We start from the raw sequence: 26,237 nt of genomic DNA, 5'->3' as shown, positions 1-26,237 counted from the left end.
CGGTATTTTTTATATAAAACTATTTAACTTCTACTTTTGCTCCTGCACCTTCAAGTTTAGCTTTTATATCGTCAGCTTCTTCTTTAGAAACTCCTTCTTTAAGAGGTTTAGGTGCTCCGTCAACCAAATCTTTAGCGTCTTTTAATCCAAGACCTGTTACTTCTCTAACTACTTTTATAACACCTACTTTTGATGCTCCGGCATCTGCCAATATTACATCAAATTCAGTTTTTTCTTCTGCTGCTTCTGCTCCACCTGCAACTGCTCCAACTACTACAGGCGCTGATGCAGATACTCCAAATTTTTCTTCTGCCGCTTTAACAAGTTCATTTAATTCAAGAACTTTCATATTTTCAATAGCTTCCAATATTTGTTCTACGTTCATTTTTATTCCTCCGTTATTTAATATTTTAATTTTATAAATCTATCATTCAATTTAAACTCATTATATAATACCGCACATAGTAATTATATTACTCCTGTCCTTCTTCTGCTTTTTTCTTTGATAAAGCATCAAGCATATATACAAAGTTTGAAACCGGAGCTTTGAAGCTTCCAAGCAATTTTGCAATAAGGACTTCCCTTGAAGGTATATTCGCAACCTTGTCAAGACTTTGTGCATCATAGAATTCACCTTCTATATATGCCATTTTTAACTCTAATTTAGGATGAGTTTTTGCAAAATCCTTTGCTATTTTAGCAGGGATTATAGCATCATCTACTCCAAATGCGAACGCATTTGGTCCGACTAAATTAACATCGTCAAATTTTTCCATATTGCCTACTTTTTCAGCAGCTCTTCTCACCATTGTGTTTTTATACACTTTGTATTCAACATTAGCTTCTCTGAATTTTTTTCTTAGTTCTGTATCTTCTTCTACAGTCAATCCTTTGTAATCTATAACTACGCATGATTGAGAATTTTTAATCTTTTCAGCTATGCTTTCAACTATCTGCTCTTTTAGCGCTATAGCTTTTTTTCCCATTAATTGCACCTCCTTATAATCTATCTCAAGAAATAAGCTTTTTATAAAATAAAAACCTATTATTATCATAACATAGACAAAAATAGGCTAAAAAATTTTTTTATTACCTAAGTAGGATTATTTTTTAAGCATACGCTCCTACTGTCTATGGTACGATATTTAATTGTCACTTACTAATCATTTATTCTTAAAGAATTTATTTTAACTCCGGGACCCATTGTACTTGCAGTTGTTACACTCTTTAAATATTGTCCTTTTGATGATGCCGGTTTTGCTTTTACTACTGCATCAAGTAGAGTTTTAAAGTTATCAAACAGCTTTTCTTTCCCAAATGAAACTTTTCCTATTGAAACGTGCATTATATTAGTCTTATCTAATCTATATTCAACTTTACCGGCTTTGATTTCTGATATAGCTTTTTCTATGTCAAATGTTACTGTTCCTGATTTTGGATTTGGCATAAGTCCTTTAGGCCCAAGAACTCTACCCAATCTACCTACTACACCCATCATATCAGGTGTTGCAACTACTATATCAAAGTCAAACCAATTTTCTCCTTGAATTTTTTGAACTAATTCTTCTGCACCTACAAAATCAGCTCCCGCTGTTTCAGCCTCTTTCGCTTTTTCTCCTTTTGCAAAAACTAAAACTTTTTTAGTTTTTCCTGTTCCATGCGGTAACACAACTGCTCCTCTAACCTGTTGGTCAGCGTGTCTTGAATCAACTCCAAGTTTTATATGAACTTCTACTGATTCATCAAATTTTGCAGTTGCAACGTCACACACTATACCTAAGGCTTCAGATGCGTCATAAAAGTTTTTTACATCATATTTTTTCAAAGCGTCTTGATACTTTTTGCCTTTTTTAGCCATTGGTTTCCTCCTTGTGGTTTTAACGGTAATTTAATGCCTCCCACCAATCTATATAAATAATACTAGTCTTCTACTGTTACACCCATACTTCTTGCTGTTCCTGCTATCATACTCATTGCAGCTTCAACACTTGCAGCATTCAAATCAGGCAATTTCAACTCGGCAATTTCTTTTAATTGTGCCTTTGTCAATTTTGCAACTTTTTTTCTGTTAGGTTCTCCTGAACCTGATTCTATTTTACAAGCTTTTTTTATTAAAACTGCTGCCGGAGGAGTCTTTGTAATGAAACTGAAAGATCTGTCTTGATAAACTGAAATAACAACCGGTATTATCAATCCTGCCTGATCAGCTGTCTTAGCATTGAATTCTTTACAAAATCCCATTATATTAACACCATGTTGACCTAAAGCCGGACCAACCGGTGGCGCAGGAGTAGCCTTTCCTGCAGGTATCTGCAATTTTATTTGTCCTATAACTTTTTTTGCCATATCTACACCTCCTTATTAAATATTTCCTTTAAGATAGTTTCTTTATTTGAGAAAATTCAAGTTCCATAACTGTTTCTTTGCCGAACATCATCATTTGAGCTTTGACTAATCTCTTGTCCATAAAAATCTGTGTTATAACCGCTTCTCTATCTGCAAACGGTCCGCCTGTTATAGTAATTTTATCGCCAACTTCAAAATCAACTTCCTCTATAACCGCTTGTTCATCTTCAAGCCTCATTTTGACAACTTCATCAGGTGTAAGAGGTATAGGTTTTGAGTTTGTACCGACAAATCCTGTAACTCCCTTAGTATTTCTAACTAAATACCAAGAATCATCAGTTACTGCCATTTTAATTAGCACATATCCCGGAAATATTTTTCTTTTTCTGACTTTTTCTACACCATTTTTATTCTCCACTACGCTTTCTTCAGGTATAACTACTTTTTGTATATACTCGTGCATTCCCAAATTTTCTATTGTTTTCTCGAGCGAAGTCTTAACTTTGTTTTCATAGCCTGAGTATGTATGCACTACATACCAAAGCATTTCCCCTTTTTCCAACATAGATAAAATCCTCTCTTACCTGCCTACAAGTTTCGATATTACAAAACCCAGTCCTGAATCAATAGCATATATTGCCACACTGAAAAATGCAACTGTGGCTATTACCACTATGGTATATTTTTGAAGTTCAGTTTTTTTAGGCCAATGAACTTTTCTAAGTTCCGATCTTGTATCATTTACAGCCTGGCCTAAAGATTTTCTTTTTTGTTCATGGCTTGCAGCTTGATTTGTGCCGCCGCCCAAATTCTGTTTATTTTGCTCTGCCAATTCATCACACCCTTTTCATTATTTAGTTTCTTTGTGAACAGTGTGTTTCTTACAGAATTTACAATATTTCTCAAGTTCAATCCTATCCGGATCATTCTTTTTATTTTTAGTTGTATTGTAATTTCTGTTTTTGCATTCTTGACAAGCTAATGTTACTCTTACTCTCATTATTCATCCACCTCCTAAAATTCTTAAATCAGAAGGAGCATTAATATAAAATAGATTGGTTTGGTGTATAAACATTACCCATAGATTTTACAACAATAATATCAAAGTGTCAAGCAAAAAATCTTTATATTTTTATCAGATTTTATATTTTATTAAAATTTCTTTTATAATTTACATTACACTTTTATTAAGAATTTTATATCTCATCTAATTGTATTTTTCCGTATTTTCCATTCCTAAACTCATTTAGCACAATGTTTGCCAATCTGAAATAATCAATTTCGTCACTTTTTAATAAAACGCCTCTTTTTTTTGCTATAATTTCAGATATTTTCTCAAAATCCGTTTCATCAAAATTTATCTTAAATTCTTCAAACAAGTTTTTTTGTTTTTTGTTTTCTATCAAAAATTTTATAAATTCATAGTATATATCTTCTATTTCTATTACTTGATCTCTTATACTTCCTAAAAATGCCAATTTTTGTGCTGTAAACTTATCTTCAATCTTTGGCCATAATATTCCGGGTGTATCGAGCAATTCGATATCGCCTTTTATTTTCAACCATTGTTGTGATTTTGTAATGCCCGGCATATTTCCGGTCTTGGCACTTTTCTTACCTATTATCTGATTTATAAGCGTTGATTTTCCTACATTTGGTATCCCTACTATCATTATTCTGAGAGGTTTTTTTATTATGCCTTTCGCTTTATTTTTTTGATAATTTTCTTCTTTTATCTGCTCTAAGATATTAATAAGCTGTGAAATTCCTGATTTTTTAGTTGCGTTTACAGCAACGCTTTTTATTCCTTTTTCTTTATAATAGGATATGAATTTACCAATATTTTCTTCATCTGCAAGGTCTTTTTTTGTGAGTACGACTAATTTACTCTTGCCATTTATCATGCTGTCTATATCAGGATTTTTACTGCTTATAGGTGCTCTGGCATCTACTATTTCAACTACGAGATTTACAAGTTTGATATTTTTTACTATCTCTTCTCTTGTTTTTTTCATATGACCCGGATACCAATTAATACTATTTTTTTCTTCCATTTCTCTATCCTTAATTAATAATTTATTTTATTACTGACTGATTTAATAAAAAAGCTACCGAATAATACGGTAGCTTTATCAGTTTACTATCTTTTCGTTGTCGCTTCTTTAACTTTTGCAGCTTTACCTGTTCTTTGTCTTAAGTAGTTAATCTTAGCTCTTCTTACCTTACCTTTTCTTATAACTTCAATTTTTTCAACTGAAGGTGAATGTACAGGGAATATTTTTTCTACTCCTACACCGAAAGATATTTTTCTTACAGTGAAAGTTTCTCTTATTCCTCCATTTTGTCTTTTGATTACAACGCCTTCAAATATCTGTATTCTTTCTCTTTTTCCTTCTTTTACTTTGATGTGTACTTTTACAGTATCTCCTGCACCAAAAGAAGGTAGGTCGGCTTTAAGTTGCCTTTTTTCGATTTCTCTTATTTTTTCCATGGTTTTCCTCCCTAACAAATATGTTCTTAATAAATATTGCTATCAGCGGAACATACGAATTACAATTAACTATAGCATTATATAGTAAAACTGCTATTTTGTCAATATCTAAAATTTCATATCTTCTATTTCCACGAGTTTTATTTTTATATCCGTTCCGCCTGTATATCCGCCAAGTTTTTTGTCCTTTCTTATTATCCTGTGGCATGGCACTATTATAGGAAGAGGGTTTCTTCCTACCGCATTTCCTACAGCCCTGTCAGATTTAGGACTTTCTATTGCATTAGCTATATCATTGTAGCTTATATGCTCTCCATATTTAACTTTCTCTACTTCTTTTAATACTTTCATTTGGAATTCTGTAAGATTTTTTAATTTATATTTTGTTTTAAACTCTTTTAATTCTCCTGCAAAGTATTTATCAAGTTCTTTTTTCAACCCGGATATTGCTTCGCTTTCTTCATAATTAAAATCATAATTTATTTTATCAAACTCTATACTTATTATATAATCGTCTTCATCTACAACAGTAACATCTCTGTTTATGTCATCAAAATGATATATATAGAAGTTTTTCATAAAAGTACCTCTCATAAGAATTATAGTAAATAAAGTTTAAATATATTTTTATACTGCCATGTGCAGTTAAAATAAATTATAATCACACTTATTATAAAACTTGCCATGCTTTACATTCACACATTAAGCGGTATCAATTCAAGCATAATTATCTCTCATAACAAAACAGTTATTAAAAGTTTATTATAACACTATTTTGAATTAGGGTTTATGTTCAAGTACATATCTCCTTTTGATACCGTGATAAAAACGTGATTATCTCTTAAATATTTTCTGACAGCATTCAACTTTTTACGTTGAAGTGCTATAAAAAGCACCAATCTTTTTGAATTTTCTCTCCCTTGTCCTTCCATGGAGGTAACCATTATATTCATATTTCTAAGTTCAGTTATAATATGCTTATCTTTTTCATCTATGACACCTTGTATAATAACATTTCCTGATGCTATTTTTTCTTCAAGCATTATACCTACACATACACCGCAACCATAGGCGATTGCATATATAAGAAGGTTCATAGGATTGCTTAATTTATTCATGACTATATTAAGACAAGTAACCCAAGTTGCAGTTTGGGCAAATCCCATAAGTGGAGCCAATTTTTTGTTTCCTTGACTCATGAACATAGTAGTAAGTGTACTTAGTGTAGTATCAACTATTCTCAATGAAAATATCAATAAAAATGTCAATAAGACTTCTTTATCCATTTTATTCTCCTATTTTTAATTTTTTTGATTTCATACTGAAAAACTGTTAAAAAGTCATATGTTTTTTTAAACAACATTTAACTTTTAAAACTAAGAATAATAATTTATAAGAATTGGTGCATAACATTATAATAAATGGTTATCGGTATCAGCATAATACTTTTGTAAAAGTATAATTTATAATATCACTTTAATATATTAATTGCAAATAAAATTTATTTTACAGGATCTAACATTTTCTCAATTTTTTGTAATACAAAATCACTAATAACCGCCATAAATGCTGTAGGTACGGCACCTGCTAATATTATTGCAGAACCGTCTGTAACATTTATACCTCTTGTTATTATATCTCCCAAGCCTCCTGCACCTATAAAAGTTCCTATTGCAGTTATACCTATCGCCATTACAAGTGCATTTCTTACACCAGCCATAATTATGGATATGGACAAAGGTAATTCTATTTTAAATATTATCTGCCTTTTAGTCATTCCCATAGCTTTTGCCACATCTATGAGATTATCGTCAACATTTTTTACTCCTGTATATGTGTTTTTTATTATAGGAAGCAACGAATATAAAAACACAGCCATTATAACAGTATTCACACCTAATCCCATAACTATCATAAGTATACTCACCATCGCAAGAGAAGGAATGGTTTGAAGTATATTGGCCAATGATATTACTATATCAGCCATTTTATATCTTCTCGATATAAAAAAACCTATAGGTATTGCTACTATACTTGCAAATAATACACCATATACCGATATTAAAAAATGCCTTATAAATTGACCGAATACATAATCTCCATTAGTTGCAAAATATGAAATGAATTGATTAATCATGCCTATCCTCCATTTCTAAGTAAGTATCTCTGAATTAAATTATATAAATATATTCTATTAATATTTATTTTCAAGATGGACATGGTTATTATCTACAAAAATATATAATACTTGTCCATTATTTTATTGAATAACGTAATTAATACATAAATTTAAAATACTTACATTTAAATATTTTATTCAAAATAATTATTTTCTTCTAAAAACATCTTTGCGACATTTTGAGGTTCAATTAAATCCTCATCTGACATTTTATTCAATCTTTGCATATCTTCACTGCTTATTTTACCAACCAATTTTGACAACACTTCGTCTAAAACAGGATATCTCTCCAATATATCATATGATGCTACCGGACAAGCATCGTATGCAGGAAATACTTTTAAATCATCTTCCAATATTATCAAATCATACGAATTTATCCTACCATCCGTAGAATATCCCAAAACTATATCCATTTCTGAATTTTTCACTGCATCATATACCAGTCCTATTTCCATAGGATATACCTTTTTGAAGTCAAAACCGTATTTTTCTTTGAAAGCTTCATACCCGTCACCTTTTCTTCTTATCCAAGATGTATCAACCCCTGCTCTCAAATTAGGAGCCAAATTTTTTAAATCTGATATTTTTTTTAAATTATTCTTTTCAGCAAAATCTTTTCTTACCATAAAGGCATATGTATTTTCAAATCCGTACGAATCGTACCACTTCATATTATATTTTTCTTTATATCCTTTTTGTACCAACTCCAAGGCTTTTTTTGTATCGGTTTGAGGTTCTAAGCCAAGTTCTCCTGTAAGTGATGTTCCTGTATACATAGCTCCGGACACATTGCATATATTTCTTGTAAATGTCTGAACTATAAGTACAGTTGAACCCAAATTATTTATTATCTGCACATCTTCTTTAGGCATATAATGTTTTATCATCTGTTTTTGCATTTCTGACAAAATTTGTCTTTCTGATGTATTACCTCCTGCTATAACTATACCTCCACCTGAACCAGATTTTCCCAAAAATGGTAACGAACAACCTGTAAATAATACAATAAGTGTAATGCTGAAAATTATTTTTACTATTTTTTTCACCATATTTACCCCTCCTGCAAAGATGATGTTTTAGGCATAACTTTTTTCTCTATTTTTCCGAGCAAATAATCGCTTAATAAAGCAATTAGAGTAACAGGTATAGTCCCAAGTAAAATAGAATTTGTATCAAATGTGTTAAGCCCTGAAAATATAAAATCTCCAAGCCCTCCGGCTCCTATATAAGATGCTATGGTAGTCCATGATACTACATATATTGCTGACAGTCTTATACCTGCCATTATCACAGGTGCACTGAGAGGAAGTTGTATTTTCATAATTATTTCATTCCTTGTCATTCCCATACCTTTACCTGCATCTATCAATGACAAATCCACGCTGTTCATACCTATGGTAGTATTTCTGAGTATAGGAAGTAAAGAATATATAAAAAGCGCAATTATTGCCGGTAGAGTTCCTATTCCTATAAAAGGAACCATTATAGATAATAAAGCCAATGAGGGTATGGTTTGAAATATTGATGCTACAGCTATAAATACGTTGGATATTTTTTTATTTTTTGTAATTACTATTCCAAGCGGTACTGCAACTATAATACCCAGTATCAATGCAACAGAAGATATAAAAATATGTTCTCCTATTTTAATAAAGAGCTGATTAAAATTTTCTTTTAAAAAAATAAACATAACTACACCTCTTTCATATCAGATGTAACTATTATATCATTATCATTTTTTTCAGGAGTATAATCTCCTAAAAAGCCTTTATATATTATATCCATAACAGATGCTCTTGTTACAAGCCCTATGAGATGCATTTCCTCATCTACAATAGGTAAGTTTCTATAGCCTAATTTATTTATATAAAATATAGCGTCCCTAAGCGGTGTTTTTCTGTTTATGGCATTAGCCGGCAAATTATAATCTTCAATCTTACTGCTTTCCCTATTAGATGAGCGTATATCAAATACGTCTGCCATACCTATCAATACATTTTCATCATCTACTAAAAATAAACTGTCTACTCTTGAATTGTGCATTATCTCCATAGCTTCATGAGTAGTTTTCTTGTAATTTATGCTCTTAGGATTCCTTATCATAACTTCTTCCACAGGCAGATAATCAAATTTTGCGTGATCAAGTCTTTTTTCTCCAAGCAAATTTTTTACAAAATCATTTGCAGGTGATTTTAATATATTTTGAGGTGTATCATACTGTATAACTTGTCCATTGTCCATTATTGCAATTTTATCAGCAAGTAAAAGTGCCTCATCTATATCATGAGTTACAAATATAAAAGTTTTTCCAAGCTCTACTTGAAGATTTTTCACAAGTGTTTGCAAATTTTCTCTTGTTATAGGATCCAATGCCCCGAACGGTTCGTCCATCAATATAATATTCTGATTTGCCGATAATGCTCTTATTACCCCTATTCTTTGTTGCTGTCCTCCTGATAACTCTTTAGGATATCTGTCAAGATACTCTACCGGTAAATCGACTTTTTTTATTAGATTTTCCGCTATCTCTCTTAGTTTATTTTCCGGCATTTTCAAAAGTCTGGGCACCATAACTATATTTTCAAATATATTCATATGCGGCATAAGACCTATTTGCTGTATAACATAACCTATACTTCTTCTAAGTGCAACATCATTCATATTTTTAATATCTTTACCATCTATCAGTATATTTCCACTACTTGGCTCTATCATCTTATTTATCATTCTCATACAAGTAGTCTTTCCACTTCCACTGGTACCTATAAAAACTATGAACTGTCCGTCTTCTATCTTAAGATTAACATTATGAACAGCAACCTTACCACCCAAATATACCTTAGATACAGATTTGAATTCTATCATATCGTCAACTCCTTGTTCAAAAATATAAACAAAAATGATTTTAATGCAATTATAATTATATAATTCCGGTTTAACGTTTGCATAATATTTGTAATTGAGATTATATCAAAAAAACAATTTTATATGTTATCAGTTTTTAAACATAAATATTAAATTTATATATACCCTATTTATTGAATAATTAATCATATATTTTTATATGAATTAAGCAACATACGGTTATTTAAGCTAAACCTATTCTATGATGATATATTAACATTATTTTCTTAAAATATACTTAATGCAATTTTTTAAGTTTGTATAAAATTAAACTTTTATTACAAATATTACAAAAAAAGAATACTATATTTCAAGTATTCTTTTTGGCGTTTTTAATATTTTTCTTATCTATATACATATTTTTATCTGCATCTTCTAAAGCATCATTAAGTTCATCGCTTGAATTATACTCATACCTGCTCTTTCCGAAAGCAAAGCTGATTTTGATTTGTTTATCTATGCCTTTTATAAAATAATCTTTATTTTTCACTTCTTCTAAATATTCATCATCTATATCATCATGTGATATTATCATAAATTCGTCTCCGCCAAGTCTGTATACAAAATCTTTAGCGAAATTTTCTTTCAAAAATCGAGCCGCAGATATTATCGCCGCATCCCCATACGAATGCCCATAAGTATCGTTAATTTCTTTCAAGTTATTCAAATCAGTTGATATTATCGTAATGTCATCTTTCCCTTTTTTTATCTCTTCTATCTTTTGTTCAAACGAATACCTGTTTCCTAATTTTGTAAGTGCATCTGTAAGCATTAATCTTTCATATGTTTTCGTATTTAAGCTTTCTTTTTGCATATACATAAATGCGTTTATTGCAAAATATGCCTGAATGATCACAAATACAAACAAACTTACAAGCAATATGGGTGACATGGAATCATAACTGCCTGTCCAATATTCAAAAAGCGAAGATGCAAGCGAAAGAAATATAGGCACACTTGACAAAAGCATACTCATTTTTTCCGGATATTCTTTACTTGATGAAAACAGCAGTGCTGCTAATATTACAAAATACGATATGAACAACGCCATATGTGTATACTTCACCATATTATGAAATTCATTTATACCTAATAATGTTAAAACAAATTGTATGGAAAAATTTAAAATACACATATATATTGATGCAGTTAAAAACTTATCAAATCTTCTATCCAATCTTCCTCTAACCAATATGAGCATAGGTATTGAATAGTGTGAAAATGACAAATAATCCAAAAAATATATAGCTTTATAGTATTTTCTGAATAAATAATTAAATATTTCCAATTGTGTAGCATAATAAACCGCCATTATAAAGCATAGAAGCCCTATATCAAATATTCTTTTATTTTTAGACTCCGTTCCCATGTCCATAAAATAAAACATCACTATCATAATAGACATTATCATTAATGTTGAAACCAAAATTACTCCAAGTATATCTTTGCTCAGTAACTCACCAATAAAAAAATATTCACTGTTTACAATATATATTTTATTTATTTTAAACGATTTTATCTGATCGGTTTTAGGTTTAAATTTTATTAATATATTTTTATCTTTAAAATTATCAGGTAAATTTATAACGTGATATACACGTCCTCCACTTCTCGGAACAGAATTATCAGATACTGCATATTTATATATGGATTTACCGTCAATATAGCACTCAAGTTCTAAAAATCTTGTGAACATTACTATATTTTGATGTGTTTTGTTTACATATTTACTCACATCTATATAAACATTAAAAGGTTTTACAGTTTTAACTCTATATGGAAGTACCACATTTTGAATATCATTGTTATATTCAATTTCAGCGGAATTTGCGATATAGTCTATATTATCCATTTTATTGTATTTATATTCGTTTTTATTTGATATAAATAAAAGAGATATTATCATTATAAAAACAATGAAAATTATAATTTTATAAAACAGTAATAAATATTTTCTGATTTTATTTTTTATTTGAGGTTTAAAAAAATTATTGAAATTTTCTAAAATTAAAAACACCTCCTGTCAATATATTATTGATTTTGTATATTATAAAATATATAAATTAAATTTACAAGTCTTTTTTACTATTTATTTTTATTTTATAACATTTAACACTATAATATAGACAACAAGTTAAATATTTTATGTTTATAATTTTACAACAACTTCTATTATTTTACAAATTATATGCATTTTTTTAAATTTTATAACATATCCAATTTTATAATATAGTATTTTTTTACTATTTTTCTATATGAATTTAAAAGCAAATAATTATTTAAGCATAGCCGCTCCTATTATTCCTGCGTCATTTCCTAATTGAGCTTTTACTATCCTTGCAAATGGTAACTTTTTAAATATTATTTTTTCTTGAACTTTTTTATACAATTCATCTATGTACAAATTATAAGAGTTTGCAACACCTCCACCGAGAGTTATAAATTCAGGAGCAAATATATTTATTAGATTTGCAATTCCTATAGATAAATTATCTATAAATCTATCTACAACTTTTACACATAACTCATCTTTTTCTTCATATCCTTCAAAGATTAGCTTTGCTGTTATATCTTCTTTTTTCATATCTTTCAATTTTTCTGAATATGCTCCGTCTTCCAGCAATTTTTGAGCGTATTTGATTATAGCAAGTGCTGAACAATAAGTTTCAAAACAACCGTTGTTTCCACAAGAACATTCATAAAAATTATCACCGTTGTTTATGACCATATGGCCTATTTCTGAACCTATTCCGTTACTTCCGGAATATTTTTCTCCGTTTATTATTATTCCTCCGCCTACACCTGTCCCCAATGTGAGCATTATGGCATTTTTGACGCCTTTTATACTGCCGAAACTGTGTTCTGCCACACAAGCGACTGTAGCATCATTTTCTACATATATTTTTTGTGACGGAAAATTATCCCTTAATATCTTGCCTAAATCCACATCAGCCCAATAAAGATTTGTAGCAAAATGTATTTTTCCGTTCTCATCAGCAACGCCCGGTATACCCACGCCTATCGTATCTATATCATTTAAGGTTAATTTTGCTTTTTTTACAATATTATTTATCATATCTACCATATTTTGAGCAATTTTTTCAAATCCTTTTTCAACTTCTGTAGGTATTATAAGAGTTTCTATTATGTTGCAATTCTCATCCACTATACCCGATTTTATAGTCATTCCGCCTACATCTATACCTATATTCATCATAAAAATTCAAATATCCTTTCTTTTAATCAATAAAAAACATATAATACTTTTTAAACTGGTTGATTGTACCTATAAAAATGTTAAAAATTTTTTTATATTAAAGCATATTTAAATTAAGACATACATTTAAAATTATAAATTTATTAATTTAATTTGTTTTCATTTCTTTTTTTCTCTAATGAATGTATCAATTTTTCGTTAAATTCTACGGCAGAGTTGTATCCCATAGCTTTTAACCTATGATTTCTTGCGGCAAGTTCCAATATTATTCCTATATTTCTTCCAGGTCTTACAGGTATTGTCAACTTCTCCACTTTTGTATTAAGTATTTGGGTATAATCCTGATCCAATCCCAATCTGTCATAATACTTTCCTTGTTGCCATGTTTCCAATTCCACTATCATATCTATTTTTTTTGAATTTTTTACGGCACCTATTCCATAAAGAGTTTTTATATCTATAATTCCAAGCCCTCTTATCTCCATAAAATGTTCTATTGTTTCAAGAGATTTTCCTTGTAAAGTTTCTTCATCCAATTTTATTATTCTTACGGCATCGTCTGCAACCAATCTGTGATTTCGCTTTATCAGTTCCAATGCAGCCTCACTTTTACCTACTCCGCTTTCACCTGTTATTAATATCCCTACTCCATCTACATCTACAAGGACTCCATGTATTGTGACTTCAGGTGCAAGACGCTCATTAAGATAATACGATATTCTTGACAATGTCTTAGTAGAGCTTTCTCTACTGCCTGCAACTATCCTTGAATTAACTTTTGCAGAGTCCAATATTTCCGGCAGAACATCCTGTTTAGTTGAAATTACAAGTATAGGAATATCAAATGACATAAGTTTATCCATAGCATTTTTTCTTTGCTCTATGTTTAGAGATTTAAAATACAGGTATTCTGTCTGTCCCATTATCTGTACTCTTTTATATTGAAAATTATCTAAAAAACCTGACAGTTGTAAACCCGGCCTGTTTATATCGCTTGAATCTATTTTTGTATCAAAATTATCAGGTTTGAATATGGTACTTAATTTTAAGTCTTTTATAAGCTGAGATGCAAAGACAAATTTTTTATCAGATTCCATATATTATCGTTCCTTTTTTATAAAATCAGTTTTTCTTAAAATAATCATATACCGCATTTGCACTTTTTTTGTTCATAGTTTCAACTTGTAATAGTTCTTCTATTGTTGCTTTTTTTATTTGATCTATATTGTCAAAATATTTCAAAAGTGCAGTTTTTCGTTTGCCTCCTATTCCTTTTATATTATCGAGCTTAGAATAACTTACTTTTTTATCTCTCAGACTTTTATGATAGTCTATTGCAAATCTGTGAACTTCTTCCTGTATTGATGCTATGAATGTATATAGCTTTGTATGCTTTTTCAATTCAAATAATTCTTTATCGCTACAAAGTCCCATGGTTTTGTGATTGTCATCTTTATACATACCAAAAACAGGTATATTTATATTTTCCCTTTCAAAAAGTCTTCGAACTACATTCACCTGACCTTTTCCGCCGTCAAGCAGTATCAAGTCGGGCAAATCTTCATGTTTTATTCTTCTTGATAATATTTCTTCCATAGAGGCATAATCATTTGCTCCTTGTACAGTTTTTATCTTGTATCGTCTGTACAGCTTCGGACTTTTTTTGCCATCTACGAATACTACCTGCCCTCCCACACTGTCAACACCTTGTATGTTTGATATATCATATGATTCTATTTTGTGTATATCTGTATCTATATTCAGCAATGTCTTAAGCTCATATGATATGTCTTTAGTTTTTTGCCGCTCACTATTCTTAACAGCCTCTCGTCTTTTAATAGTTTCCTGTGCATTTTGACAAACCAAGTCTATCATATCTTTTTTATCGCCTTTTTGCGGTACTTTAATTATGACGTTTTGCTCTTTTTTATTTGTAAGCACCCTACTAAGTAATTCCATATCTTCAAACTGCTGATTTATATATATTTCTTTAGGTATATAGCCTGTATTTATATAATATTGTTTCAAAAAAGATTGCATTATATCATCTTTTTCTCCATTATTGTCTTTATCGAAGATAAAATTTTCTGTACCTACTACTTTTCCTCCTCTGACAAAAAACATAAATATACAAGACATTTCTTCATTTTTTTCTATTGCCAAAAAGTCTTTGTCAGTAGTATTTGAAGCAGAAACTATTTTCTGCTTTTCAAGCATCTCTTTTATTCCTTGTATCTTATCTCTATATATAATAGCTTTTTCATAATCTTGCTTCATAGATGCTTGATACATCTTATCTTTAAGTGTTTCTATAAGTCTGTCGTTCTTTGATTCCAAAAATTCTATTATTTCATATATCATTTCCATATATTCATCTTTATCAACTGTTCCAAGGCATGGAGCTAAGCAGGTTTTGATATAATAATTAAGGCAGGCTCTTTCCTTTTTTTCTATGGATTTTTGTATATTCCTCTTGCAATTTCTTATAGGAAAGATTGAGTGTATAATCTCTATTATATCATTTACTATAAACGCATTTGAATACGGACCGAAATACTTTGCTCCATCTTTTTCTATTCTTCTCGTTTTTGTAACTCTTGGATAATCTTCTGATATTGTAATTTTTATATACGGATAGGTTTTATCATCTCTTAAAAGTATATTATAAGGCGGTTTATATTCTTTTATCAGATTATTTTCCAATATCAGGGCTTCCATTTCAGAATCTGTAACTATATATTCAAACTCATCTATATGCGACACCATCGCTTTTACTTTCGCCTGCATATTTGTTTGACTTTGGAAATATTGTCTTACTCTGTTTTTAAGAGATACCGCTTTTCCTACATATATTATCTTGCCTTCCTTATTTTTCATCAAATAAACTCCGCTTGACGAAGGAAGTTTTGATATTAATGCTTTAAGTTTATCTGTTATATTATCATCCCCAAATTTTATTCAATATTAAATTTCTAATTTTAGAAAAATATTACAATTATTATTCTGATACTCTTGTGCTGAAATCTATTTAAAATATTTTAATCATTATAATTACAATTAACATTTTATCAAATAAAAAAGCAGATTGCAACTGTTAATACAATCCGCTCTTTGTTATGTATTTGTTAAAGTCTTTTAAATTCATATTTATAAAAAATAACACTAATACTGAAACATCTTGGATACATTTATTATAACTGCAAATATTTTTTCCAATGCTTCTTTATATTTAGGATTTTTTATATTTTTATTTACATTACTCATAACAACCTGCTCTCTTTTTATGTCTTGGACCGGCAAATTACGCTCTCTTTTATAATTGCCTATGAGTGTTGATAATTCACATCTTTCTTCTAATAACTCCACTATTTTTAAATCTATTTCGTTTATTTTATCTCTGTAATTTATAAGCCTATCCACTTTAACACCCCCTTTAATATAGAAACAAAAAATCTAATCGCTTAGCTAAATTGAATTTAAAATAATATTATATCTATTACAAATCACATAGTGTATACAAGTCCCTCTAAATTATCATATTCACTGACTACCAAATATGATGCGTTTAATCTGTACATTATGTTTTTTAATATACACACTCCTGCAAATATCACATCTGCTCTTTGAGGCTGTAATCCGGTTATCATCTGCTTTTCACTTAAAGTTTTCTTGCTCAAATCATAAAAAACTCTAACTAAATCATCATAATATATTTTAGAATTATGCACTCTTTCGCTTAAATATGGTGATAATTCCTGCAACATAGATGAAATAGACGTAGCTGTTCCGCCAATACCAATAAATTTCCCTATCTTATATGATTTTAATACATCTATAGTATTATTTATAGTTATATCCATATAATCATATAAATTCAAAATTTCAAATTCTGTCGGAGGGTCTGTTTTTAAAAATTTTTCTGTCATTCTGACTGATCCTATATCTTCACTTTTCGAAAAAATAAGTTCTCCCAAATTATTTCCAAGTATGAACTCTGTAGAGCCTCCGCCTATGTCTATTGTAAGTGTATAATCCTTTTTATCAAGCAGATTTTTAACACCTAAAAAACCTAAATTAGCCTCCATTTCCCCGCTTATAATTTCCACTTCAATACCGGTTTTTTTCATGGCTTCATTTACAAATTCTTCTCTGTTTACGGAGTCTCTAAGTGCTGAGGTACCTATTACTTTTATCTTTTCACAATGTTGTTCTTTTGCCATATTTACAAAATTTTCCAAAGCTCTTGTATTCCTGTTTATTGATTCTGTTGATATTCTTCTGTTTGCATCTACGTCTTTACCCATTTTAGTTATTTGCACATATTTTTCTCTGTTGCTTATAATATTTTTATCATAATCTGCAATCAGTAATCTCATAGAATTCGTACCTATGTCAACAGTAGCTACTTTCATAAAACCTCCTTTTATGCTGTTATTTATTTAAAATGATATATGATTCCAATTCCCGTATTATATATTTTTATGTGAAAGCTTATCGCACCATTTCATAAATTATATGTCTTTTTAAAAGATTTTTAAGTATTAATCCGTTTTCTCTTTTTTACTCGTATCAATATACACTTTCTCATTCGGTTTTACCATTTTCAGTTTTTCTCTTGCTTGCTTTTCGATAAATTCCTGACTGTCTACCATTTTCAGTTCTTTTTTTAATTTTTTAAGTTCTTCTTCTTTCTCTTTATATTCGTACTCTACATCCTCATATATGGAATTCAACTCGGAAATTTCAAGTTTCTGATTATATACTGTAATCAGCAACGAAAAAATAAAAACAGCTATTATTCCTTTTGCAATTAAAGCCGAATAGTCTTTATCAGATTTCTTATTATTTCCCGCTTTTTTTTTATCAGCATTTTTGTTCATATTTTTTACATCATTTTTATAGTTCGGTTTTTTCATTACTCTATTACCTCATACATCAAAGTTGCCTCTTCTTTTTTCAAATGTTCTTTTATGTCTACAACTTTCACTTTATATGAGCTTTGCGGAAACTGTACCTGTATTATATCGCCTATTTTTATCTGAGTTGAAGGTTTCGCCACTTTTCCGTTTACGCTGACTATTCCGTTGCTTGACGCATCCTTAGCTACCGTCCTTCTTTTTATAATTCTTGTAAGTTTTAAATATTTATCCAATCTCATAATAACCTCAAACTCAAAATTATTTATTAAAACAGTAATATCGTAATATATAATATTTTATAAAACTAAAGGAATTTATGAAGTTGATACCGCTATTTTATTCCAAATATTTTTTCTGCTATTTGTATCGCATTTGATGCGGCGCCTTTTCTTATATTATCGGCTACATCCCACAAATTTATTCCGTTTTCTATCGAAAAATCCCTTCTTATTCTTCCTACATAAACTTCATCAGTGCCTGTAGCATCTATTGCCATGGGATATTTGTTGTTTTTAACATCATCTACTATAACCAAGTTTTCTACCTTTGATAACTCATCATATATATCCTTCATCTCAAACGGTTTTTCAAATTCTATATTTATACTGACACTGTGTGAATTCATCACAGGTACTCTTACTGTTGTCGCAGTTATCTTCAAATCATCTCGATCAAGTATTTTTCTTGTTTCATTGATCATTTTTTCTTCTTCTTTTGTATATCCGTTATCCAAAAACTCATCTATATGAGGCAGGCAGTTATTAAAAATTGGATGAGGATAATTTGTAGGAGGATTGCCTTTCATTCCTTCTTCCAAATCTCTTATTCCTTTAAATCCTGAACCTGATACCGCCTGATATGTTGAATATACTATTCTTTTTATCTTAAATCTTTTGTCCAACACTTTTAAAGGCATAACAGATTGTATTGTTGAACAATTTGGATTTGCTATTATCTTAGAATCATATTTTTTTATATCTTCAAAATTTACTTCCGGCACTATAAGCGGAACATTTTTATCCATTCTCCATTGGCTTGAATTATCTACAACAATTATACCTTTACTTGCAGCTATCGGTGCAAATTTTTTACTTGTGGAACCTCCTGCTGAAAAAAAGTGCCAAGTCCAAATCTCTGTCAAAAGAATTTTCTGTAAGTTCTTCAACCTCATACTCTTTTCCGGCAAATTCTATCTTTTTGCCTGCTGATTTTGCAGAAGCAAAGAAATATATATTATTTATAGGAAACTTTCTTTCCTGTAAAACTTCTATAAAAGTACTCCCCACTCTGCCTGTTGCCCCTACAACAGCTATATTTAAAGTCTTTGACATATCAATTTCTCCTTTTATAACAATATATTTTTAATATCTTAAAACTAAATATTTTTATATTTCAAACTGTTTTATTTTAATCTGATAATGCAATCAGTCTATTATATATTATATTTTCTTATAATTAAAATTACAACAAAATATATTGTAAAATTTTTTTTAATAAATTTATAAAAAAACTACGAGTAAAATAAACCCGTAGTAATAAATATTAGTCTAATATTTTATATTTTAATTTTTATATGCTTGACAGATAAACTACATTCTGAATTTAGGGTTTTTACTTACAGCTTTCGCATTCATCATTTGGAATTTAGCTTCTTGGAATTCTAATATATTAAAAGATTTTTCTTCATATACAACAACATAGTTTGCACCTAATTTCATCTCCGGTTTTTGGAATGAATAGAATTTTTTAGATACTTTTCCATTTTTAATTATTATAGAATACTTTCCTATTTTCCTCTTAGGCGGAGTTATTGTCAACACTTTTCCGTCAAAATATAATTTCTTTCTTTTATAAGAAATATATAGTCTTATAAGTAAAGCTGCAACTCCTACGGCAATAATTATAAAAGGTATTTTTAAAAATATATTTTTTATGTAAAATGCTAAAAATATACTGAGCAGCATTATAGCGACCATAATACCTATTCTTATAAAAGCTTTCTTTCTTAAATCGTTCAAATATTACACCTGCTTTCGATATTGATTGATGACATTATATATTATGCCTTAGTTTACAAGTATAATATATTTTTATAATTTATGCAACAAAATAATATTAATAAATTTGCGAAAAGTTTCAGTTTTAAAATACCACATATGGGTATTATAAAAATAAGTGATGATATGAATATAATACATTGATTGAATTGCTTCAAGTGCCTTCAACTTTTGTTTTAATATTCAATCTTCATATAAGTATTTTTCTTATCATCACTTATATTTTTATTTTTTATAGTCAGTTTTTAAATAACAAGTTTTCATATATTGTTATTTTTTATTTTCAATAATTATTTATTCTTAAATCAATAAACAACATATTTAATTATTTATAACAAGTGGTAAATTATACAGATTTATTCTCATTCAAAAAAGATAATCTATTTATACATATTCTAAATCAAATTTGCTAATAAAAAGCTGTATTTTAAAAATTAAAATGTTTCTTAATGATTATCTTCAAACAAATAATTATACTATTTTATATTATAAAATTATATGTGTTTTTTATAGCGTTAACTGACTAAGAAATTTAGCATAATAGTTTTTAAAAACAGGAGCAATCAGTATGAAACAAAAATATGATGTAAAAGGAATGACTTGCAGTGCTTGTCAAAGTGCAGTTTATAGAGCAGTATCAAAAATAGATTCTGTATCAGATGTAAATGTAAACCTTATGACTAATACTATGAGTGTAGTATATGATGAAACTAAATTAAATGATAACGATATAATACAAGTTGTTAAAAATGCCGGATATGACGCTTCTTTACAAAATACAAAAGCAGAAACCAAAAACTCTACATCTGATGTATGGGAAGAACAGTTAAAATCTATGAAATTAAGGTTAAAAATAAGCATTCCTCTTACAATACTTCTTATGTATGTTTCTATGGGACATATGATAAATATGCCGTTACCTGATTTTTTAACAGATACAAAAGGAGCTGTAAATTTTGCATTTACGCAATTTTTAATAGCTCTACCTGTAGTTATTGTAAACGGTTCATATTTTACAAAAGGCTTTAAAACTTTAATCAAGCGTTCTCCTAATATGGACTCTTTGATAGCCGTAGGCTCATCTTCTTCCATGATTTATGGTATATTTGCAATATATAAGATGTCCTACTCTCTCGGCATAAGAGATTTAAACACTTTACATCATTATCATCACAATCTTTATTTTGAGTCGGCGGTTATGATACTTACGCTTATTACTCTTGGAAAATATTTTGAAACTAAATCCAAGCGTAAAACTAATGAGGCTATAACTTCACTATTGGATTTAAGACCACAATTTGCACATTTGGTAAGTGATGATACAATAAAGGATGTGTCAGTAGATGATGTAGTTGTAGGTAATATTTTACAAATAAAATCAGGTGAAAGCATACCTGTTGACGGAATAATAATATCAGGTAATGCAAATATAGATGAATCAGCTATAACAGGTGAAAGCATACCTGTTGAAAAAAGTATAGGCGATAAAGTAATAGGTGCAACAATAAATAAATCAGGTGCATTTGAAATAAAAGTGATAAGTACAGGTTCTGATACTGTACTGTCCAAAATAATTGAACTCGTAAAAGATGCTAACGCTACAAAAGCGCCTATTGAATCCATGGCTGATAAAATAGCAGGAGTATTCGTTCCAATTGTGATGTTACTTGCTGTTTTAACTTTTATAGTATGGAAAGCTTTAGGATACGATTTTGAATTTGCTCTTAATCTCGCAATATCTGTACTCGTTATATCCTGCCCTTGTGCTCTCGGACTTGCAACTCCTGTTGCAATAATGGTAGGTAGCGGTAAAGGTGCTCAAAACGGTCTGTTGTTTAAAAATGCCGAATCACTTGAATTGATGCAAGGTCTTGATACAATAGTTTTTGACAAAACAGGTACACTTACTCAAGGTAATCCGGCTGTTACTGATATTATACTTTTACAAGATTTTGATGAAAAAGAGTTTTTAACTCTTGCCTTATCATTGGAAAGTAATTCACAACAACCTCTTGCTCAAGCAATAGTTAATTATAGTAAAAATTTTGCATCAAATAAAAAAGTATCATCCTTTGAAGAGATTTCTGGCAGAGGTGTAAAAGGAATTATAGACGAAAAATCAATAATAGCCGGCAATATTCAATTTATGAGTGAGAATAATATAGATATAGATTTCTTTACAAAATATTCCGCTCAGTTACAAGAGCAAGGAAAAACACCTGTATTTTTTGTAATAGATAATAAACCTGCAAGTATAATAGCAATTGCAGACATAATAAAAAACACAAGCAAATCAGCAATAGATGAATTAAAATCTTTAAACATAAAAACTGTTATGCTCACAGGTGATAATAAAAAAACTGCAAATTATATAGCAGAAAATTTATGTATTGATGAATGCTACAGTGAAGTAATGCCTGATCAAAAAGATGAGATAATAACAAATCTTAAAAATCAAGGAAAAACTGTAGGGATGGTCGGTGACGGAATAAATGACTCTCCTGCACTTGCAAGAGCCGATGTAGGTATCGCAGTAGGTGCAGGTACAGATATAGCAATAGAATCAGCCGATGTTGTGCTTATGAAAAGCGATCTGCAAGATGTTGTTACAGCGATTAAACTGAGCAAACAAACACTTAAAAACATAAAAGAAAATCTATTTTGGGCATTTTTCTATAACATACTTTGTATACCTTTAGCTATGGGAATATTTTATCCGGCATTCAAGTTGAGCTTAAACCCTATGATAGGCTCATTAGCTATGAGTTTTTCATCTGTATTTGTCGTATCTAATGCACTTAGATTAAGAAACTTCAAAGCAGATAAAAAAGTGGAGTATGTAAAAGAACAGATGTCTTTAGATGTAAATGTAATATTGATTAATAATAATGAAATTTCAGAAAGATATACTGTAAAAGGAACAGAAAAAATAAATAATGCTGATAATTCAGCTGAAAATATAATTAATACATCAAAAAGCGAGGTAAACAAAATGAAAAAAATAATGTATATTGAAGGTATGACTTGTAAGCACTGTAAAGCAAGAGTTGAAAAAGTATTAAACGAATTAAACGGAGTAACTGCTACTGTAAATCTTGAGGAAAAGACGGCTGTATTGGAAATGGACGATAATGTAGACAATGACATCCTAAAAAATACAGTTGAAGATGCCGGATATGATGTTAAAAATATTGAATAGTATGTGGTGATAAAATGCAAGCTGACTATAAAAAAATACGAAAAAAACTAAATATAGCTATGGGACAATTAGAAGGAGTTTCAAGAATGGTTGATAAAGACAGGTACTGTATTGATATATCAATACAGTTAATGGCAGTGACATCAGCCTTGAAAGCTATAAATAAAGATATATTACAAGCACATTTAAACGGTTGTGTATCAAATGCCATAGAAACCGGTAATAAAGAAAACATAGATGAAAAATTAGGCGAAATTGTAAAAATAATAAGCGGTCTTCAATAAATATATTTAAATTTATACAAAAATTCTCTTTATTTTATACACTATATGTGGTATAGTAATAGAGAATTTTTTTATTTTTATACAACATATAGATTTTAGGAGAATAATTTTGAAAATAATTAAACGCAGTAGTGAACAAGTAGATTTCGATATAAAAAAAATCGAAATTGCAATGAAAAAAGCATTTATAAGCGTAGGAATGGATATAGATTACAAAGAACTTTCAAATATGGCTGCAATGGTTGAAAATAAAATAATAAATACATTTCCAAAAGACCACATTGTAACAGTAGAAGAAGTACAAGATTTGGTAGAAATAACTCTCATAGAAAAAGGTTATTATGCCGTAGTGAAATCATATATATTGTATAGAGCATCTCATCATACAATGCGAAAAACGATTGAAGACTTTTCAATTTATTTTAAAGATAAAGATATATTGAAAACCATGAAAAAAATACAGGAAGATTTCAAAGAAGATTATTATAATCTATCATTTCTATACGGAAAATTCTCATCATTTGCAAAAAATAATATGAATGAAGATGACTACTTATCCATACTTACAAAAGCCTCAAGTGAACTGACATCTAAAGAAGCTCCAAAATGGGAATTCATAGCCGGCAGATTTTTAGCTTTACAAATAAATACATCTATAAAAAGAGAAACAGAAAAACTGGAAATTTACAGCTTTAAAGACAAAATTAAATATCTGTCAAGCAAAAATCTATACGGTTCATATATTTTAGAAAATTACACGGATAGTGATATTGACACACTTGAAAAATATCTTGATTATGATAGAAACAATCTCTTTAACTACAGCGGTTTAGAGATTTTATCAAAAAGATATCTTATAAAAAATACAGACGGAATTCTGCTTGAAAATATGCAGGAGATGTTTATGGGAATAGCTATGCATCTTGCTATACCTGAAAAAGAAAATAAAATTTATTGGGCAAAAAAAATATATGATATGCTGAGCAATCTTAAAGTTACAATGGCTACACCTACCATATCAAATGCTCGCAAGCCGTTTCATCAATTATCTTCATGTTTTATAGATACTGTGCCTGACAGTTTGGATGGAATTTATCGTTCCATAACGAATTTTGCACAAGTCTCAAAACATGGTGGAGGAATGGGATTATATTTTGGCAAAGTGCGTGCTATGGGTTCAGATATAAGAGGTTTTAAAGGAGTAGCAGGCGGTGTTTCAAGATGGATAAAATTAGCTAACGATACAGCCGTAGCGGTGGACCAATTAGGTGTAAGACAAGGAGCTTGCAGTGTATATCTTGACATATGGCATAAGGATATGCCTGAATTTTTACAATTAAAAACCAATAACGGCGATGACAGAATGAAAGCCCATGATGTATTTCCCGGAATATGCGTTCCAAATTATTTTTGGAAACAAGCCAAAGAAAATATAAATTCAAATTGGTATATGATGTGCCCTCACGAAATAAAAGATGTAAAAGGCTATAACCTTGAAGATTATTTTGGAGATGAATGGACAAAAAAATATCTTGAATGTATAGATGATAATAGAATAAAAAAAAGAGTAATCTCTGTAAAAGATATGGTAAGACTAATAATAAAATCTGCTGTAGAAACAGGCACTCCGTTCATATTCAACAGAGATATAGTAAATAAATACAATCCTAACTCTCACAAAGGCAATATTTATTGCTCCAATCTATGTACTGAAATTGCACAAAATATGAGCTCTATAGAAAACATAGATACGACAATACAAATTATTGATGGTGAAGAAATAGTCGTAGAAACAACAAAACCAGGAGATTTTGTTGTTTGCAATTTGGCATCTCTCGTATTGGGAAATATTGACGTAAACGATAAAGATGAACTGCAAGATGTAATAAAAACAGTTATACGAGCACTTGATAATGTAATAGATTTGAATTGCTATCCTCTTCCTTACACAAGGATAACAAACAAAAAATATCGTGCAATAGGATTAGGCACAAGCGGATACCACCACACACTTGTAAAAAATGATATAAGTTTTCAAAGCGATGAACATCTTAAATTTGTAGATGAACTATATGAAAATATAAACTATTTTGCAATAAAAGCCAGCAACGAGCTTGCTATGGAAAAGGGTAAATATTCGTTCTTTGAAGGTTCTGACTGGCAAAACGGAAAATATTTTGAAAAAAGAAATTATAATTCTACAAGATGGCTTGAGCTGAAAAAACAAGTAGCTGAAAACGGACTAAGAAACGGATATATAATGGCTATAGCCCCTACAAGCTCCACATCAATAATAGCCGGAACAACAGCAGCTGTAGACCCTGTTATGAAAAGATATTATCTTGAGGAGAAAAAAGGTCAGATTGTTCCAAGAGTAGCTCCATCTCTAACACCAAAAACTTTTTGGCTATATGAAAGCGCACACGAAATAAATCAAAACTGGGTAATAAAATCGGCCGGTATAAGACAGAGACATATAGACCAATCACAGTCCGTAAACCTATATATAACAACCGATTACAGTATGAGTATGATTTTAAACTTATATATAAAAGCGTATGAAGAAGAAGTAAAAACACTATATTATGTGAGAAGTAAATCCCTTGAAATAGAAGATTGCGACAGTTGCAGTGCATAA

At 29.7% G+C, this 26,237-nt stretch carries 27 protein-coding genes, 1 pseudogene and 1 other annotated feature; of the genes and pseudogenes, 3 read left to right on the top strand and 25 right to left on the bottom strand.

Translation table 11 applies throughout. From position 1 onward, the window contains the following. Positions 1 to 19: 19 nt before the first annotated feature. The 25 genes and pseudogenes from rplL to HMPREF9629_RS02530 all read right to left on the bottom strand — a co-directional run bounded on the left by rplL (position 20) and on the right by HMPREF9629_RS02530 (position 20,077). A complete protein-coding gene (gene rplL / locus HMPREF9629_RS02655; protein WP_009524781.1) occupies positions 20 to 385 on the bottom strand; it encodes a 50S ribosomal protein L7/L12 in 366 nt (121 codons plus the stop codon). An 88-nt stretch (positions 386 to 473) separates the two neighbouring features. Further along, positions 474 to 986: a 50S ribosomal protein L10 gene (gene rplJ / locus HMPREF9629_RS02650; RefSeq protein WP_009524780.1), complete on the bottom strand. Its 513-nt coding sequence runs from the start codon at positions 984 to 986 to the stop codon at positions 474 to 476. A gap of 40 nt (positions 987 to 1,026) precedes the next feature. Further along, positions 1,027 to 1,155 (bottom strand) — a sequence feature (ribosomal protein L10 leader region). A gap of 4 nt (positions 1,156 to 1,159) precedes the next feature. After that, on the bottom strand, positions 1,160 to 1,858 hold the full coding sequence (gene rplA / locus HMPREF9629_RS02645; RefSeq protein WP_009524779.1) for a 50S ribosomal protein L1: 699 nt from the start codon (positions 1,856 to 1,858) through the stop codon (positions 1,160 to 1,162). Positions 1,859 to 1,920: 62 nt separating this feature from the next. Further along, a complete protein-coding gene (gene rplK, locus HMPREF9629_RS02640; RefSeq protein WP_009524778.1) occupies positions 1,921 to 2,346 on the bottom strand; it encodes a 50S ribosomal protein L11 in 426 nt (141 codons plus the stop codon). A gap of 28 nt (positions 2,347 to 2,374) precedes the next feature. Further along, on the bottom strand, positions 2,375 to 2,911 hold the full coding sequence (nusG, locus tag HMPREF9629_RS02635) for a transcription termination/antitermination protein NusG (protein ID WP_009524777.1): 537 nt from the start codon (positions 2,909 to 2,911) through the stop codon (positions 2,375 to 2,377). A 15-nt stretch (positions 2,912 to 2,926) separates the two neighbouring features. After that, on the bottom strand, positions 2,927 to 3,178 hold the full coding sequence (gene secE / locus HMPREF9629_RS02630) for a preprotein translocase subunit SecE (protein WP_009524776.1): 252 nt from the start codon (positions 3,176 to 3,178) through the stop codon (positions 2,927 to 2,929). A gap of 18 nt (positions 3,179 to 3,196) precedes the next feature. Beyond that, on the bottom strand, positions 3,197 to 3,346 hold the full coding sequence (rpmG, locus tag HMPREF9629_RS02625) for a 50S ribosomal protein L33 (RefSeq protein ID WP_005366125.1): 150 nt from the start codon (positions 3,344 to 3,346) through the stop codon (positions 3,197 to 3,199). Between the two features lie 196 nt (positions 3,347 to 3,542). Further along, entirely contained in the window at positions 3,543 to 4,400 is an 858-nt protein-coding gene (ylqF, locus tag HMPREF9629_RS02620) for a ribosome biogenesis GTPase YlqF (RefSeq protein ID WP_009524775.1), read from the bottom strand. 86 nt (positions 4,401 to 4,486) lie between these two features. Further along, entirely contained in the window at positions 4,487 to 4,837 is a 351-nt protein-coding gene (gene rplS, locus HMPREF9629_RS02615) for a 50S ribosomal protein L19 (protein ID WP_009524774.1), read from the bottom strand. A gap of 108 nt (positions 4,838 to 4,945) precedes the next feature. After that, a complete protein-coding gene (locus tag HMPREF9629_RS02610) occupies positions 4,946 to 5,416 on the bottom strand; it encodes a methylated-DNA--[protein]-cysteine S-methyltransferase (RefSeq protein ID WP_009524773.1) in 471 nt (156 codons plus the stop codon). Between the two features lie 191 nt (positions 5,417 to 5,607). After that, a complete protein-coding gene (locus HMPREF9629_RS02605) occupies positions 5,608 to 6,123 on the bottom strand; it encodes a DUF2179 domain-containing protein (RefSeq protein WP_009524772.1) in 516 nt (171 codons plus the stop codon). Positions 6,124 to 6,338: 215 nt separating this feature from the next. Continuing rightward, positions 6,339 to 6,974, bottom strand: a complete 636-nt coding sequence (locus HMPREF9629_RS02600) for an ABC transporter permease (RefSeq protein ID WP_009524771.1) — start codon at positions 6,972 to 6,974, stop codon at positions 6,339 to 6,341. A gap of 176 nt (positions 6,975 to 7,150) precedes the next feature. Continuing rightward, a complete protein-coding gene (locus tag HMPREF9629_RS02595; protein WP_009524770.1) occupies positions 7,151 to 8,068 on the bottom strand; it encodes an osmoprotectant ABC transporter substrate-binding protein in 918 nt (305 codons plus the stop codon). A 2-nt stretch (positions 8,069 to 8,070) separates the two neighbouring features. Continuing rightward, entirely contained in the window at positions 8,071 to 8,709 is a 639-nt protein-coding gene (locus tag HMPREF9629_RS02590; protein ID WP_009524769.1) for an ABC transporter permease, read from the bottom strand. A 2-nt stretch (positions 8,710 to 8,711) separates the two neighbouring features. Further along, positions 8,712 to 9,884, bottom strand: coding sequence for an ABC transporter ATP-binding protein (locus tag HMPREF9629_RS02585; protein ID WP_009524768.1), 1,173 nt, complete (start codon positions 9,882 to 9,884; stop codon positions 8,712 to 8,714). Positions 9,885 to 10,233: 349 nt separating this feature from the next. After that, positions 10,234 to 11,775, bottom strand: coding sequence for a GGDEF domain-containing protein (locus HMPREF9629_RS02580; protein ID WP_242821997.1), 1,542 nt, complete (start codon positions 11,773 to 11,775; stop codon positions 10,234 to 10,236). A 423-nt stretch (positions 11,776 to 12,198) separates the two neighbouring features. Further along, on the bottom strand, positions 12,199 to 13,140 hold the full coding sequence (locus HMPREF9629_RS02575; protein WP_009524766.1) for an ROK family protein: 942 nt from the start codon (positions 13,138 to 13,140) through the stop codon (positions 12,199 to 12,201). A 143-nt stretch (positions 13,141 to 13,283) separates the two neighbouring features. After that, on the bottom strand, positions 13,284 to 14,237 hold the full coding sequence (hprK, locus tag HMPREF9629_RS02570; RefSeq protein ID WP_009524765.1) for an HPr(Ser) kinase/phosphatase: 954 nt from the start codon (positions 14,235 to 14,237) through the stop codon (positions 13,284 to 13,286). A 25-nt stretch (positions 14,238 to 14,262) separates the two neighbouring features. Continuing rightward, positions 14,263 to 16,077, bottom strand: coding sequence for an excinuclease ABC subunit UvrC (uvrC, locus tag HMPREF9629_RS02565; RefSeq protein ID WP_081466034.1), 1,815 nt, complete (start codon positions 16,075 to 16,077; stop codon positions 14,263 to 14,265). A 225-nt stretch (positions 16,078 to 16,302) separates the two neighbouring features. Next, a complete protein-coding gene (locus HMPREF9629_RS02560; RefSeq protein WP_009524763.1) occupies positions 16,303 to 16,560 on the bottom strand; it encodes a chorismate mutase in 258 nt (85 codons plus the stop codon). 83 nt (positions 16,561 to 16,643) lie between these two features. Then, positions 16,644 to 17,552 carry a Ppx/GppA phosphatase family protein gene (locus tag HMPREF9629_RS02555; RefSeq protein ID WP_009524762.1) on the bottom strand — a complete coding sequence of 303 codons (909 nt, stop codon included), beginning with the start codon at positions 17,550 to 17,552 and terminating at the stop codon, positions 16,644 to 16,646. A 129-nt stretch (positions 17,553 to 17,681) separates the two neighbouring features. Beyond that, on the bottom strand, positions 17,682 to 18,056 hold the full coding sequence (locus tag HMPREF9629_RS02550) for an FtsB family cell division protein (RefSeq protein WP_009524761.1): 375 nt from the start codon (positions 18,054 to 18,056) through the stop codon (positions 17,682 to 17,684). Continuing rightward, a complete protein-coding gene (locus tag HMPREF9629_RS02545; protein ID WP_009524760.1) occupies positions 18,056 to 18,298 on the bottom strand; it encodes an RNA-binding S4 domain-containing protein in 243 nt (80 codons plus the stop codon). Before HMPREF9629_RS02545 ends, HMPREF9629_RS02550 begins: the two co-directional genes overlap by 1 nt. Before the next feature lie 92 nt (positions 18,299 to 18,390). Continuing rightward, positions 18,391 to 19,390, bottom strand: a pseudogene (locus HMPREF9629_RS02540) (aspartate-semialdehyde dehydrogenase). Between the two features lie 258 nt (positions 19,391 to 19,648). Then, on the bottom strand, positions 19,649 to 20,077 hold the full coding sequence (locus HMPREF9629_RS02530; RefSeq protein WP_009524757.1) for a hypothetical protein: 429 nt from the start codon (positions 20,075 to 20,077) through the stop codon (positions 19,649 to 19,651). A 607-nt stretch (positions 20,078 to 20,684) separates the two neighbouring features. Here HMPREF9629_RS02530 and HMPREF9629_RS02525 point away from each other — a divergent pair. From HMPREF9629_RS02525 to HMPREF9629_RS02515, 3 genes are all read left to right on the top strand, one after another. Next, the gene (locus HMPREF9629_RS02525; protein WP_009524756.1) at positions 20,685 to 23,315 is read left to right on the top strand and encodes a heavy metal translocating P-type ATPase; all 2,631 of its coding nucleotides are present in this window, start codon (positions 20,685 to 20,687) and stop codon (positions 23,313 to 23,315) included. 14 nt (positions 23,316 to 23,329) lie between these two features. Next, on the top strand, positions 23,330 to 23,599 hold the full coding sequence (locus HMPREF9629_RS02520; RefSeq protein WP_009524755.1) for a metal-sensing transcriptional repressor: 270 nt from the start codon (positions 23,330 to 23,332) through the stop codon (positions 23,597 to 23,599). 109 nt (positions 23,600 to 23,708) lie between these two features. Then, a complete protein-coding gene (locus HMPREF9629_RS02515; protein WP_009524754.1) occupies positions 23,709 to 26,237 on the top strand; it encodes a ribonucleoside-diphosphate reductase subunit alpha in 2,529 nt (842 codons plus the stop codon).

The organism is Peptoanaerobacter stomatis, from assembly GCF_000238115.1.
GTDB classification, from domain to species: domain Bacteria; phylum Bacillota; class Clostridia; order Peptostreptococcales; family Filifactoraceae; genus Peptoanaerobacter; species Peptoanaerobacter stomatis.
Note: the sequence above shows the minus strand (reverse complement) of the source record. Positions and strands in the feature narration are given on the sequence as shown.